This is a genomic window from Candidatus Pantoea symbiotica, assembly GCF_056491525.1.
The window spans coordinates 3,030,424-3,044,391 of sequence record NZ_JBSZHR010000002.1; the positions used below are offsets into that span (position 1 = coordinate 3,030,424).

The 13,968-nt window shown below is 55.9% G+C and carries 13 protein-coding genes; 4 read left to right on the forward strand and 9 right to left on the reverse strand.

Annotated elements, in window-relative coordinates:
* Positions 1–16: 16 nt before the first annotated feature.
* Genes garR through ACXIZX_RS14725 form a run of 5 tightly spaced genes read right to left on the reverse strand, consistent with a single transcriptional unit; the run spans position 17 to position 5,785 of the window.
* Positions 17–901: a 2-hydroxy-3-oxopropionate reductase gene (garR, locus tag ACXIZX_RS14705; RefSeq protein WP_179452258.1), complete on the reverse strand. Its 885-nt coding sequence runs from the start codon at positions 899–901 to the stop codon at positions 17–19.
* A 19-nt stretch (positions 902–920) separates the two neighbouring features.
* Positions 921–1,688: a 2-dehydro-3-deoxyglucarate aldolase gene (gene garL / locus ACXIZX_RS14710; protein WP_061719917.1), complete on the reverse strand. Its 768-nt coding sequence runs from the start codon at positions 1,686–1,688 to the stop codon at positions 921–923.
* Between the two features lie 52 nt (positions 1,689–1,740).
* On the reverse strand, positions 1,741–3,072 hold the full coding sequence (gene gudD, locus ACXIZX_RS14715) for a glucarate dehydratase (protein WP_008101394.1): 1,332 nt from the start codon (positions 3,070–3,072) through the stop codon (positions 1,741–1,743).
* 16 nt (positions 3,073–3,088) lie between these two features.
* Positions 3,089–4,429 carry an enolase C-terminal domain-like protein gene (locus ACXIZX_RS14720; RefSeq protein ID WP_479404426.1) on the reverse strand — a complete coding sequence of 447 codons (1,341 nt, stop codon included), beginning with the start codon at positions 4,427–4,429 and terminating at the stop codon, positions 3,089–3,091.
* Between the two features lie 9 nt (positions 4,430–4,438).
* A complete protein-coding gene (locus ACXIZX_RS14725; protein ID WP_179452256.1) occupies positions 4,439–5,785 on the reverse strand; it encodes an MFS transporter in 1,347 nt (448 codons plus the stop codon).
* 509 nt (positions 5,786–6,294) lie between these two features.
* On the opposite strand from ACXIZX_RS14725, the gene garD reads away from it, so the two are divergent.
* Complete coding sequence (gene garD / locus ACXIZX_RS14730) at positions 6,295–7,854, forward strand: galactarate dehydratase (protein WP_479404427.1); 1,560 nt, start codon at positions 6,295–6,297, stop codon at positions 7,852–7,854.
* Between the two features lie 70 nt (positions 7,855–7,924).
* Here the strand turns inward: garD and ACXIZX_RS14735 are convergent, their stop codons facing one another.
* The 4 genes from ACXIZX_RS14735 to syd all read right to left on the reverse strand — a co-directional run bounded on the left by ACXIZX_RS14735 (position 7,925) and on the right by syd (position 10,628).
* Complete coding sequence (locus ACXIZX_RS14735) at positions 7,925–8,371, reverse strand: flavodoxin (RefSeq protein WP_008101384.1); 447 nt, start codon at positions 8,369–8,371, stop codon at positions 7,925–7,927.
* 12 nt (positions 8,372–8,383) lie between these two features.
* Positions 8,384–9,163 (reverse strand): tRNA pseudouridine(65) synthase TruC, encoded by a 780-nt coding sequence (gene truC, locus ACXIZX_RS14740; RefSeq protein WP_277967180.1) that lies wholly within the window; start codon positions 9,161–9,163, stop codon positions 8,384–8,386.
* Positions 9,163–9,489, reverse strand: a complete 327-nt coding sequence (locus ACXIZX_RS14745) for a YqcC family protein (protein WP_479404428.1) — start codon at positions 9,487–9,489, stop codon at positions 9,163–9,165. The genes truC and ACXIZX_RS14745 overlap by 1 nt, the downstream gene beginning before the upstream one ends.
* A gap of 590 nt (positions 9,490–10,079) precedes the next feature.
* Positions 10,080–10,628: a SecY-interacting protein gene (gene syd, locus ACXIZX_RS14750; RefSeq protein ID WP_008101379.1), complete on the reverse strand. Its 549-nt coding sequence runs from the start codon at positions 10,626–10,628 to the stop codon at positions 10,080–10,082.
* Between the two features lie 62 nt (positions 10,629–10,690).
* Between syd and queF the strand changes: the two genes are divergently transcribed.
* The 3 genes from queF (at position 10,691) to xni (ending at position 13,880) form a co-directional block, all read left to right on the forward strand.
* Positions 10,691–11,536 carry an NADPH-dependent 7-cyano-7-deazaguanine reductase QueF gene (queF, locus tag ACXIZX_RS14755; RefSeq protein WP_479404429.1) on the forward strand — a complete coding sequence of 282 codons (846 nt, stop codon included), beginning with the start codon at positions 10,691–10,693 and terminating at the stop codon, positions 11,534–11,536.
* A gap of 182 nt (positions 11,537–11,718) precedes the next feature.
* Positions 11,719–13,083, forward strand: coding sequence for a nucleotide 5'-monophosphate nucleosidase PpnN (gene ppnN / locus ACXIZX_RS14760; protein ID WP_154192345.1), 1,365 nt, complete (start codon positions 11,719–11,721; stop codon positions 13,081–13,083).
* Positions 13,084–13,121: 38 nt separating this feature from the next.
* The gene (gene xni / locus ACXIZX_RS14765; protein ID WP_479404430.1) at positions 13,122–13,880 is read left to right on the forward strand and encodes a flap endonuclease Xni; all 759 of its coding nucleotides are present in this window, start codon (positions 13,122–13,124) and stop codon (positions 13,878–13,880) included.
* Positions 13,881–13,968: the final 88 nt, after the last annotated feature.

Below are 13,968 nucleotides of genomic sequence, written 5' to 3' on the forward strand. Positions count from 1 at the left end.
ACGCCGGACGATTGCACTACCGGGTGATCTCAACTTTCGCTAATTTTTCATAATAGCAGGCCAGCGCGCTATGGTCGGAAGTGCCCTGTCCGTCGACCTTGAGCGCTTGCATCATCTCCATTACTGCAGCGGTCAGCGGCAGATGCGCGCCAATCTCGTGCGAGGTATCCAGCGCATTAGCCAGATCTTTGATGTGCAGATCGATACGGAAGCCCGGCTTGAAGTTACGATCCAGCACCATCGGCGCTTTGGCATCCAGCACGGTGCTGCCCGCCAGGCCACCACGAATCGCCTGATAAACCAGCTCAGGATTAACGCCCGCTTTGGTCGCCAGCGACAGCGCTTCTGACATCGCCGCGATGTTGAGCGCCACGATTACCTGATTCGCCAGCTTGGTGACGTTACCCGCACCAATGTCGCCGGTGTGCACCACCGAACCCGCCATCGCTTTCATGATGTCGAAGCACTGATCGAACACTGCTTTATCACCGCCGACCATCACCGACAGCGTGCCTTCAATCGCTTTCGGCTCGCCGCCGCTGACCGGCGCATCGAGCATTTTGATGCCTTTCGCCGCCAGCGCATCATGCACTTCACGGCTGGCCAATGGCGCAATGGAACTCATGTCGATCACGATCAGGCCAGGCTTCGCGCCTTCGATGATGCCGTTAGCGCCGAGGCACACCTCTTTAACCTGCGGCGAGTTCGGAACCATGGTGATCAACACATCTACCTGTTCTGCTACCTCTTTTGGCGTCTTCGCCACGGTGGCGCCTAGCTCCACCAGCTCTGCTTCGTTGCCGACATTATGGTCGCGCACCACCAGCGAATAACCGGCTTTCACCAGGTTTTTACTCATCGGTTTGCCCATGATGCCGAGGCCGATAAATCCAATTTTCATTGCCTTTCCTCTCAGTCAGTTATTTTTTAAATTTGTCACACAGCGCCTGCGTGGCGTTACGGAACACGCCCAGATCGCTGCCTACCGCCACAAAGCTGGCGCCCCACTCCAGATAGCGGCGCGCATCGGCTTCCACCGGCGCCAGAATCCCGCTCGGTTTCCCCGCCGCTTTGGCGCGTTCGAATACGTGTTTAATCACTTTCAATACTTCGGGATGCGCAGGCTGGCCGAGATAGCCGAGCGCTGCCGAGAGATCGCCCGGCCCAACGAAGATGCCATCGACACCATCGACTGCGGCAATAGCATCGATATTGTCCACCGCCTGTTGCGTTTCGATCTGCACCAGCACAGTGATGTTATCGTTGATGGTGCTGTTGTAGTCCGGCAGCGTGCCGTACATGTTGCTGCGGTGCGAAACCGAGACACCGCGAATGCCAGCCGGTGGATAGCGAGTAGACGCCACCGCGCGAATCGCCTCTTCCTCGGTTTCCACAAACGGCACCAGGAAGTTGTAGAAGCCAATATCCAGTAAGCGCTTGATGATGATCGGTTCGTTGCACGGCGGACGCACCACTGGCGCGCTGTGGCTGCCCTTCAGCGCCATCAGCTGCGGCACAAAGGTGGTGATGTCATTTGGCGCGTGTTCGCCATCCAATACCAGCCAGTCAAAGCCCGCCAGGCCCAGCACTTCGGTGGTTAATGGATTAGCCAGCGCGCACCAGCTGCCAATCAGGGTTTCTCCTGCCAGCAAACGGCGACGAAAAGGGTTCGGCCAGGCATTGCTCATTGTCTTCACTCCTGTCGGTTACAGCAGGCTCCCGCGCGGGGAGCCGGAAAAGTTAGCGCACCAGGCACGGACGCTTGTTATCAAAGGTCCAGTTCGGTACGAGGAACTGCATGGCTTGCGCATCATCGCGCGCGCCCAAACCGTGTTTCTGATACAGCGCGTTGGCCTGCATCACCTGATCCATATCCAGCTCGACGCCAAGGCCCGGTTTTTGCGGCACCTGCACCATGCCGCCTTTAATCTGGAACGGCTCTTTGGTCAGGCGCTGATTGCCTTCCTGCCAAATCCAGTGGGTATCGATGGCAGTAATCGCGCCCGGTGCGGCGGCGGCAACGTGGGTGAACATCGCCAGCGAGATGTCGAAGTGGTTGTTAGAGTGCGAGCCCCACGTCAGGCCGAAGTCGTGGCACATCTGCGCCACGCGCACCGAACCCTGCATCGTCCAGAAGTGCGGATCGGCCAGCGGGATATCGACCGATTGCAGCGACAGCGTGTGGCCCATCTGACGCCAGTCGGTGGCGATCATGTTGGTGGCGGTCGGCATGCCGGTGGCGCGGCGGAACTCCGCCATCACTTCACGACCGGAATAGCCTTGCTCAGCACCGCACGGATCTTCCGCATAGGCCAGCACGCCTTTCAGTTGCTTACCGAGCAGAATCGCCTCGTTCAGCGACCATGCGCCGTTAGGATCGAGCGTCACGCGCGCCTGCGGGAAGCGCTTCGCCAGCGCCGTTACCGCTTCGGCCTCTTCGCCGCCGCGCAGCACGCCGCCTTTCAGTTTGAAATCGTTAAAGCCATATTTTTCATACGCCGCTTCCGCCAGGCGCACCACCGTATCCGGCGTCAGCGCTTCTTCGTGGCGCAGACGATACCAATCGCATTTGTCATTTTCCTGGCTCTGATACGGCAGCGAGGTTTTCTTGCGGTCGCCGACATAGAACAGATAGCCGAGCATTTCCACACGATCGCGCTGCTGACCATCGCCGAGCAGCGAGGCAACGTTCACGCCCAGGTGCTGCCCAAGCAGATCGAGCAACGCCGCTTCGATGCCGGTCACCACGTGAATGGTGGTACGCAAATCAAAGGTTTGGTTGCCGCGCCCGCTGGAATCGCGATCGGCAAAGGTGCTGCGCACCAGATTGAGGATGTTTTTGTATTCGCCAACGGTTTTCTGCACCACCAGCGCCGCCGCATCTTCCAGCGTCTGACGAATCTTTTCGCCGCCCGGAATCTCACCCACGCCGGTATGTCCGGCATTGTCTTTAATGATGACGATATTGCGGGTGAAGAACGGTGAATGTGCGCCGCTCAGGTTGAGCAACATGCTGTCGTAACCGGCCACCGGAATGACCTGCAGCGATGTAATTTTCGGTGTCTGACTCATTTCCTGCTCCTTAGACTTAGCCGCGACCAAATGCTGGACGCTTGCGGTCGAATGACCAATTGGGAACCAGATACTGCATAGCGGTGGCGTCATTACGTGCGCCCGCTGGCAGCGATTTGTACAAAGCGTTGGCATGATGCAGACGATCCCAATCCAGCTCGATGCCGAGGCCCGGCTTATCCGGCACGGCGATTTTGCCGTTACGGATCTGCAGTGGCTCTTTGGTCAGGCGCTGATCGCCCTCCTGCCAAATCCAGTGCGTATCAATGGCGGTGGGTTTACCCGGCGCAGCCGCGCCAACGTGGGTGAACATCGCCAGCGAAATATCGAAGTGGTTATTGGAGTGACAGCCCCAGGTTAATCCCCAGTCGTCGCACAGCTGCGCCACGCGCACCGCGCCGCTCAGCGTCCAGAAGTGCGGATCGGCCAGCGGAATATCGACGGAATTGAGCATCACCGCGTGGTTCATTTCGCGCCAGTTGGTGGCAATCATGTTGGTGGCGACCGGCAAGCCCGTCGCGCGGCGGAATTCGGCCATCACTTCGCGGCCAGAAAAACCCTGCTCGGCACCGCACGGATCTTCGGCGTAGGTAAGCACATCGCCCATGCCTTTACACAAGCGAATGGCTTCGTCGAGCGTCCAGGCACCGTTGGGATCGACAGTGATGCGCGCATCGGGAAAGCGTTTTTTCAGCGCCTCCGCCGATTCAATTTCCTGCTCGCCCGGCAGCACGCCGCCTTTGAGTTTGAAATCTTTGAAGCCGTATTTGTCCTGCGCCGCTTCCGCCAGCCGCACCACGGATTCCGGCGTCAGCGCCTCCTGATGGCGCAAGTGATACCAATCGTGGCTGGCATTTTCGCCGGTCAGATAGGGCAAATCGGTTTTGCGACGATCGCCGAGATAAAACAGATAACCCAGCACCGTGACTTCATCGCGCTGCTGGCCCGGACCGAGTAGTTCCGCCACCGGCACGCCGAGGCATTGGCCGAGCAGATCGAGCAGCGCGGCTTCCAGCGCGGCCACCGCATTGACGCGCAGCTCGAAGGTCCACGCGCCTTTGCCGAAGGTATCGAAATCCGCCGACTGATTGCCTTTGTGCACCTGCTGCACCAGACGATTCATGCGCGCAACCTGCTGGCCTTTCACCTGAGGAATCGCCTCAACCAGCGTTTGGTAGATGGTTTCACCGCCCGGCGCTTCACCGACGCCGGTATGTCCGGCGCTGTCAGTGAGCACCACGATATTGCGGGTGAAGCAGGCGCTGTGCGCGCCACCGATGTTGAGCAGCATGCTGTCGTACCCGGCAACCGGAATCACCTGCATTTCGGTGATGACCGGCGTGCTTTGCGTAGTCATAGTCCGTCCTTATGGCCTGGTTTTCAGTTCGACGCGTTTGATATCGCCGGCAATCACCAGGAAGCTAAATGCGGCGACAAAGGCATGGATACCGACATAAACCAGCGCGCCTTCGAAGGAACCGCTGGTGGCGATGATGTAACCGATAGCGATTGGCGTCACGATGCCGGAGAAGTTACCGAACATATTGAACAGACCGCCGCTCAAGCCGCTGATCTCTTTCGGTGCGGTATCTGCCATCACCGCCCATCCCAGCGCACCAATGCCTTTACCGAAGAACGCCAGCGCCATGAAGAACACCACCACCCATTCAGTATCGGTGTAGTTACACATCACCATTGAAATGGAGAGCAGCATGCCGAGCACAATCGGCGTTTTACGCGCGATATTCAGCGAACCGGTTTTGCGCATCAGGTAATCAGAAATCACCCCGCCCAAGACGCCGCCAAGGAAGCCGCATACCGCCGGAATCGAGGCAATAAAGCCCGCCTTCAGAATCGACATGCCGCGCGCCTGCACCAGATACACCGGGAACCAGGTGATAAAGAAGTAGGTTAAGGCGTTGACGCAGTATTGCCCGAGATAGATGCCCAGCATCATGCGGGAAGTCAGCAGCTGTTTGATCTGGAACCACTTCTCGCTCCAGCTCACTTTGCGGTCGTCCTTTTTGACGTCCATGTTAATCAGCGCGCCGCCCTGCTCCATGTACTCCAGTTCGGCTTTGTTAACGCCTGGATGATCGGTGGGATCGTGGATCACTTTCAGCCAGATGAAGCTGAGGATGATGCCCAATCCGCCCATGAACCAGAACACGTGCGCCCAGCCCACTTCGGATACCAGCCAACCCATGATCGGCGCAAAGATCACCGTGGCGAAGTATTGCGCCGAGTTGAAGATTGCTACTGCGGTGCCGCGCTCCTGCGCCGGGAACCAGGCCGCAACGATGCGGCTGTTGCCGGGGAAGGATGGCGCCTCAGCCAGGCCGACCAGGAAACGCAGCAGGAACAGCGAAATGATAATGCCAAAGCCGCTGAACAGATCGACGAAGCCCTGCAGCAAGGTGAACAGCGACCAGAGGAAGATGCTCCAGAAGTAGACGCGTTTTGAGCCGAAGCGGTCGAGCAGCCAGCCACCCGGAATCTGCCCAATAACGTACGCCCACGAGAAGGCGGAGAAGATGTAGCCCAGGCCGACCGAATCAAGGCCGATATCTTTGGACATCGCCGAACCGGCAATCGAAATGGTTGCGCGGTCACCGTAGTTGAACGAGGTGACGATAAATAACATCACCACAATCCAGTAACGGGCATTGGTGCGCTTCTGCACCGCTTCCGCTGTCTGGCTGAAACTATTCATGATGCACTCCTGAAATATAGCGAACGCTACATCCACTCTGACTGCATACACATCGCGTTGGGTATCAGAATGATGTTGGGTTAAACACGGCGATTTTTATATTTGGCAATACGATGATGCGTCGTGACGAATAACCTAACGTTGAAGAACGAGAATCAGTATAGGAACAGCCTGGAGGCGAAACACTGGAAGAACGCATGAGGATGAAGGGCGAATGAGAATGATTTTATGGCATCTGCACATAACGCTGCGGCGTGGCTCACGGAACGCTTTTTTCCACCGCGATTTTGCCTGGTAAACGTACAGGCCAATAGCAGTTTGTGAGTCCCTTCACTTGCGTTTGGATAAACGAACCAAAATCCTCTGATAAATCTCCTTAAAGCCAGTCAGTTGCACAATGCATACGGCAAATACCCCTGCATATACTGAGGCTGGCAAAAAACGATGACGTGATGGACGTATTTTAAACCGCGCTGCTAAGTACAGTGCGACGAACTGGAAGGTGAGCAATGAACCGTCCTCTGACAGAAAAACCGCTCTATATCAAAGTGCACGATGCCGATAACGTGGCGATCGTGGTCAACAATCAGGGATTGCCGTCCGGCACCCGTTTCGACGACGGACTGCAACTGACGGAGCATGTGCCGCAGGGACATAAAGTCGCGCTGAGTGACATTCCGCAAGCGGGCGCAATCCTGCGCTACGGTGAAGTGATTGGCTACGCGCTGCGTCCGATCCCACAAGGTAGCTGGATTGAAGAATCACTGGTGGCGCTGCCCGAAGCGCCACCGCTCAACAGTTTGCCGCTGGCAAACAATGTGCCGCCCGCGCTGCCGCCGCTGGAAGGTTATACCTTCGAAGGCTATCGCAACGCGGATGGCAGCGTTGGCACGCGTAACCTGCTCGGTATCACCACCAGCGTTCACTGCGTGGCAGGCGTGGTGGATTATGTGGTGCAAATCATTGAGCGTGATTTGCTGCCGCGCTATCCCAATGTCGATGGCGTGGTGGCGCTGAATCATCTGTATGGCTGCGGCGTGGCAATCAATGCGCCCGCCGCCGTGGTGCCGATTCGCACCATTCATAACCTGGCACTGAATCCCAATTTCGGTGGCGAAGTGATGATCGTCAGCCTCGGCTGCGAGAAATTACAGCCGGAACGATTGCTGACCGGCACACCGGACGTGCAGGCGATTTCGCTGGATGACAACGACATTGTGCGGTTGCAGGATGAGCGGTTGGTCGGCTTTGGCGCGATGGTGAATGAAATTCTACAGGTCGCCGAACGACATCTGAAAAAACTTAATCAGCGCCAGCGCGAAACCTGTCCAGCATCAGAGCTGGTGATCGGCACACAATGCGGCGGCAGCGATGCTTTCTCCGGCGTAACGGCGAACCCCGCCGTGGGATTTGCTTCCGACTTACTGGTGCGCTGCGGTGCAACGGTGATGTTCTCGGAAGTGACTGAAGTGCGAGATGCTATTCATCTGCTGACGCCGCGCGTGGTGGATGAAACGGTCGGCAAACGACTGCTGGAAGAGATGGCGTGGTATGACGATTATCTCAGCCAGGGCCAAACCGATCGCAGCGCCAATCCCTCGCCGGGCAACAAAAAAGGCGGGCTGGCGAATGTGGTGGAGAAAGCGCTGGGTTCGATTGCGAAGTCAGGTCGCAGCCCAATTGTTGAAGTGTTATCGCCAGGTCAGCGCCCTACCAAACGCGGGCTAATTTATGCAGCAACACCAGCCAGCGATTTCGTCTGTGGCACGCAGCAGATGGCATCGGGTATTACCTTGCAGGTCTTCACCACTGGGCGCGGCACGCCTTACGGTTTAGCCGCCATTCCGGTGATTAAGATGGCAACGCGCAATGCGCTGGCCGAGCGCTGGCATGATTTGATGGATATTAACGCCGGAACTATTGCGACGGGCGAAGAGAGTATTGAACAGGTCGGTTGGCGACTGTTTGAGTTGATTCTGGAGATTGCCAGCGGCCGTAAGCAGACGTGGTCGGATCGTTGGGGGATTCGTAATCAGCTGGCGGTATTTAATCCGGCGCCGGTGACGTGATGACCAGGTTGGCATGAATGCCAACCCTACAACGCTTCTGGAGGGTCGCCATTCATGGCGACCTCACCCATTACAGCAACTTACCCCAGCTCTCAACCCAAGGTGACGTCACTGATTCTGGCTCCGGATCTTCCGTCGCATCCACCAGCAGCACCTCGCCGATGCGCTGTGCGCTCTGCTCCTGCAAGGTGGCATCGAAGGTTTTACCGGCACCGCAGAAATTGTCATAGCTGCTATCACCCAAGCCAATCACGCCGTAACGCAATTCGGGTTGATAACCCAGCTCATCGCGCACCTTAACATACAGGCGGGCAATGTTATCCGGGAAGTCGCCTTGGCCGGTAGTTGAGGTGACAATCAGCACCACCTCTTTGCTGTATGCCTGCCAATCCGCCATCGACGGATCTTCAAACACCTTCACCTCGTGGCCCTGCTCTTCCAGCACCGTCTGTGCTTCTTCAGCCACCAGCAGCGCATTGCCGTAAACCGTACCTGTAAAAATGCCAATCTTTGCCATCTTGCCGCTCCTTTATTCTGTTGGCTTATCCTGGACTGCATCAATGGCAAACTCAACCCTGGGAACATCAGGGATCTGATCCTGCCAGCCAAATTGCTCAAGCATCTGCTGCCAGACACGATCCAACCCGGCGCGAATCACTAAGGGCTCGCCGGTGACGGGATGGGTAAAGCTAAGTGCGCTGGCGTGCAGCATCAGGCGATTAAGGCCAAAATGTGCCGCCGCACCACGATTCTGTCGCAGATCGCCGTGCGCGCTGTCGCCAATAATCGGATGACGCAGATGCACCATGTGGCGACGCAGCTGATGTTTACGGCCGGTGTGCGGTGCCATCTCCACCAGCGTATAGCGCGCGGTGTTATAACGGCTGATGGCGACCGGCATCTCAACGTGTGCCAGCGCCCGGTAATCCGTTACTGCCGGTTGGGCAACAGGTTCCTGAGTGGCGAATTTGTCGGCAATCTTATCCAGCTCTTCCACCAGCGGATAATCCAGCGTTGCGCTGCCTTCCAGCCAACCGCGCAGCACCGCATGATAGGTTTTCTGCATCTGATGCTGTTCAAACTGCTGCGCCAGTAAATGGGCGACTTCACTCGATAAGGCCATCAGCAACACGCCAGAGGTTGGGCGATCGAGGCGGTGCACGGTGAAGACATGCTGACCAATCTGGTCGCGCACCGTTTGCATCACCACCACTTTTTCGTTGCGATCGAGCCAGCTGCGATGCACCAGCCAACCGGCTGGCTTATTAACGGCGACCAGCCACTCATCTTGATAAAGGATTTCGAGCATCAGGCGGAAGGTTCCTGGAACAGCGCATCAAACTTATTGAGCGTCAGCAATAATGCCGCATAGCCCGCGGTGTCGGCTGGCAATGCAACTTCATAATAAGGTGTGATAGCGAAATTCTGCGGTAACGGCGCGCCACTTTCGAGCAGCGCATAAAAGCGCGGCATCAATACCCATTGCAGCCATTTCAGCGGCTCCATGGTATCGAGACAGAAAGGTTCGGTACTGGCGAAGGCGCTCGCCTCGGGGGATTGTGACTGCCAATGGCCGTGTTCGCGCATCACCGCTTCGACCTGCTGCAGGCGCTGAAAAATCATTTGCGACGACATGCGCCACCTCCAGAGAAAAATTGGGCGGCAAGCATACCATCAGTCACGCCCGGCGCAAAAATGGCATAAAAAAAGGGAGCACTGTGATTACAGTGCTCCCGGTTTTCGTTTGCAGCATTCCAGCTACTGCTGTGCTCCCTGCTCATCCATGACAACTTTTCCTGCGCTTTCCGTCGCTTGTCATCATGACATTGGTCCTTAGCATCCTGGCCCGCCACATTCCGCGTGGCTCTCATTCTCCGTCCTGGAGGTGTCCCTGACTCAATCCTGAGTGTCCTGCTTCATCCTGAAGCCTTCCTTGTGTCGTAAACTCCGTTACGTTCCTGCCTCTTGGCTGACATTCTCCTGAACGTCTCTTAATCCCCAGCATCCTGCCAGTGGTGACTATTCTCCCAGAAACCATCGCAATAACAAGCCAGTAAGAAGCGTTAATGGATTAAGCCCTGTCTTAATTTTCAGATTGATGCCATAAGTTCATGATTCACAATATTTTTACATTTACGGCTTCCAGAAGTCTGCACGATGATCTAGCGATCTCTCACACGAGACGTGAGAGATCTCTCACAAAGTGCAGCCTGAAAATCTGCAAATCACTGAGTAACCGGTTGTAAAGCATTAAGAAATGTCTTAACGGATGGCGCCAACACTTCACGCTTTTTAGTGCCAGGCTCCTCCAGAATGACCTCACCGGTAAGATTGCACAGCGCAATCACATCATTCTCTGAATCGGTGGTGGCAATAAACAAAGTTGGTGCCTGTCTTAAGCGGCGCTTCATAACCAGATGACCGATCAGGTTCTCCTGCAGGCGGGTGAAATCCGCTTCACTCCATACCTGCAGCAGTGTAATTGGTCGCTGCTCTAAGGTTGCCGTCATATCGCCGGCAAATTGCGTGGTGTAAAACGCACTGATTTCCGGTTGCAGTTGCAGATCCAGTGCACGCTCTACCGCTTCAAGCGTGGCCGGTAACGTAAACGGCTGCGGCTGCCACAACACGCGGTCATCCAGCGTGCTGATGATGCAGTCGGAAGGAACGCCAAGCAGATCGGCGCTGGCGGGAAAATGTCCGGTTTGTTGCTGCCAATGTTCAACGTAGCGGGCGGTAAACTCACGCAGAGCATCTACGGTTTGCTGCATCATTCATATTCTCGCAGGTGTTAGGTTACACTTAACCACTTTGATGAAATTTAGTGGTAACCGTTATGTCTTCTGAAAACCGGGATCAGGCATTAAGCGGCCTGACCTTAGGTAAGCCCACGGCTTATGTCGATCGTTACGATAACACGCTGTTGCAATCCGTGCCGCGCAGCCTGAATCGTGAGCCGCTTGGGCTGTATCCCGATAATCTGCCTTTTACTGGCGCAGATATCTGGACGCTATACGAACTCTCCTGGCTCAACAGCAAAGGCGTTCCGCAGGTGGCGGTGGGCGAAGTGGTGCTGAGCGCCGATAGCCAAAACCTGATCGAGTCGAAGAGTTTCAAGCTCTATCTTAACAGCTTTAATCAGACAGTTTTCGCCGACTGGGGCGAAGTGCGCCAGACGCTAGAGCGCGATCTCAGCGCCTGCGCGAAGGGTCAGGTCAGCGTGGCCCTGTTTCGTCTCAGCGAAGTGGAAGGCCAGCCGATCGGCCACTTCACTGGCGAAGTAATTGATGAGCAGGATATCGAAATCCACGATTACGCCTTCAACGCAGATTATCTGGTGCAGGCTGCTGGCCGCGAGATGGTTGAAGAAACGCTGGTTAGCCATCTGCTGAAATCAAACTGCTTAATCACCAATCAGCCCGATTGGGGCTCGGTAATGATCCGCTACAAAGGCCCGCGTATCGATCGTGAAGCGTTGCTGCGTTATTTGATCTCATTCCGTCAGCACAATGAGTTTCATGAGCAGTGCGTTGAACGCATTTTTAACGATGTTCAGCGCTTTTGTCAGCCAGAAGCATTAACCGTTTATGCACGTTACACGCGGCGCGGCGGTCTGGATATTAATCCGTGGCGCAGTAACGTGCCCTTCTCTCCCGGTTTTTCCCGCCTGGTTCGCCAGTAACAGATTGCGAGACGCCTCGCAGGCCGCTGCACGGATGCGCGGTTCCTCTTGAGCATTCACGGCGGACAACGTTACTCTGTTGAAGGCGCGATTGAAGCATGCGCGACCAGGGATTTTCGTCGCTGCGTTAATAAGTTAAGCGCAGCGTCATCAGCCACGCATTTGCGTGTAAAGGAGTTCTCTTGATTACACATATCAGCCCGCTTGGCTCGATGGATCTGCTCTCCCAGCTTGAAGTCGACATGCTGAAGCGCACTGCCAGCAGCGACCTTTATCAGCTGTTCCGTAACTGCTCACTTGCGGTACTCAACTCCGGCAGCCAAACCGACAGCAGCCAGGAATTGCTTTCGCGTTTCGAAAACTTTGATATCAACGTGTTGCGCCGTGAACGCGGCGTGAAACTTGAACTCATCAACCCGCCGGAAGAGGCGTTTGTTGATGGCCGTATTATCCGCTCGCTGCAGGCAAACCTGTTTGCCGTGCTGCGCGACATCCTGTTTGTGAACGGACAACTGGCAGCGACCGAACGCTGCCAGAACGATGAACCGGAAGACTCTGCGCATATCACCAATCAGGTGTTTTCGATTCTGCGTAACGCGCGTGCGCTGCATATTGGTGAATACCCGAATACCGTGGTGTGTTGGGGCGGTCACTCGATCAATGCGGTGGAATACCAATATTGCCGCAACGTCGGCACGCAAATGGGCCTGCGCGAACTCAACATCTGTACTGGTTGCGGGCCTGGCGTGATGGAAGCCCCGATGAAAGGTGCCGCCGTTGGCCATGCGCAGCAGCGCTATCATGACAGTCGTTTTATCGGCCTGACCGAACCCTCAATCATTGCCGCAGAGCCACCGAATCCGCTGGTCAATGAGCTGATCATCATGCCGGATATCGAAAAACGTCTCGAAGCCTTTGTGCGTATCGCTCACGGCATTGTGATCTTCCCTGGCGGCGTGGGCACGGCAGAAGAGCTGCTCTATCTGTTGGGTATTTTGATGAATCCACATAACAGCGATCAGGTACTTCCGCTGATTTTGACCGGACCCAAAGAGAGCGCCGATTACTTCCGCGTACTGGATGATTTCATCGTCAACACGCTGGGTGAAGGCGCACGCAAGCACTACAAAATCATCATTGATGATGCCGCTGAAGTGGCGCGTCTGATGAAAAAAGCCATGCCGCAGGTGAAAGAATATCGTCGCGAAACCGGCGATGCCTACAGCTTCAACTGGTCGATTCGTATCGCCCCCGAATTGCAGGTGCCCTTCCTGCCGACGCACGAGAATATGGCAAACCTGAAGCTGTTTCCGGATCAACCTGCCGAGCTGCTGGCGGCCGATCTGCGTCGCGCTTTCTCCGGCATTGTCGCGGGTAACGTTAAAGAGATCGGGATTCGTGAAATTCGCGAGAAAGGTCCATACAAGCTGCACGGCGATGCCAATCTCATGCACCGCATGGATGAGCTGTTGCAAGGCTTTGTCGCACAGCAGCGCATGAAGCTGCCGGGCAGCGCCTACACGCCTTGCTACGAAATCATCAAATAACCCACCAGGAAGGCAGCCTGCGGGCTGCCGCTATCGCTATGTCGTTTCATCTTCTTATCATTGATGCACTCAATCTGATTCGCCGTCTGCACGCCGTTCAGGGATCGCCGTGCCGCGATAGCTGCGTTGCTGCTTTGCATCAGTTATTAGGACATACCCAGCCCACGCATGTGGTGGCGGTGTTTGATAGCCATGAGCGTCAGCCTGGCTGGCGCCATCAACTTTTGCCGGATTACAAAGCGGGTCGCCCGCCAATGCCGGAAGATTTGCATCTGGAGATGCCCGCGCTGCAGGACGCCTTCCGCGCCGCTGGCGTCAGCTGTTGGGTGGCCGATTTAGACGAAGCCGACGATCTCGCCGCCACGCTGGCGGTGAAAATGGCTGACGCCGGTCATCAGGCAACGATTGTTTCTACCGATAAAGGTTATTGCCAGCTGCTGGCTCCCAACATTCGCATTCGCGATTATTTCCAGAAGCGCTGGCTGGATGTGCCTTTTATTGAGCAAGAGTTTGGCGTTTCGCCCACGCAGTTGCCCGATTACTGGGGATTGTGCGGAATCAGCAGCAGTAAAATTCCTGGCGTGCCCGGCATTGGCCCAAAAAGTGCCCGCGAGTTATTGATGCAGTTTGGCTCGCTGGATGCGATCTATCAGCAATGGGATCAGGTGCCGAGCAAGTGGCAGGGGAAATTGCAGGAACAGCGGGAAATGGCCGAAATCTGCCGAAAAGTCTCGACGTTAAAACGGGATTTGGTATTGCAAGGCAATCTCAATACATTGAGATATAAGGCGTTGTAGGGTGCGCATTCATGCGCACCAGGTCACCATAAATGGCGACCCTACAAAACAGAAGTCCTGCGAAATAATTTGCGCTACAGCAAGGCGG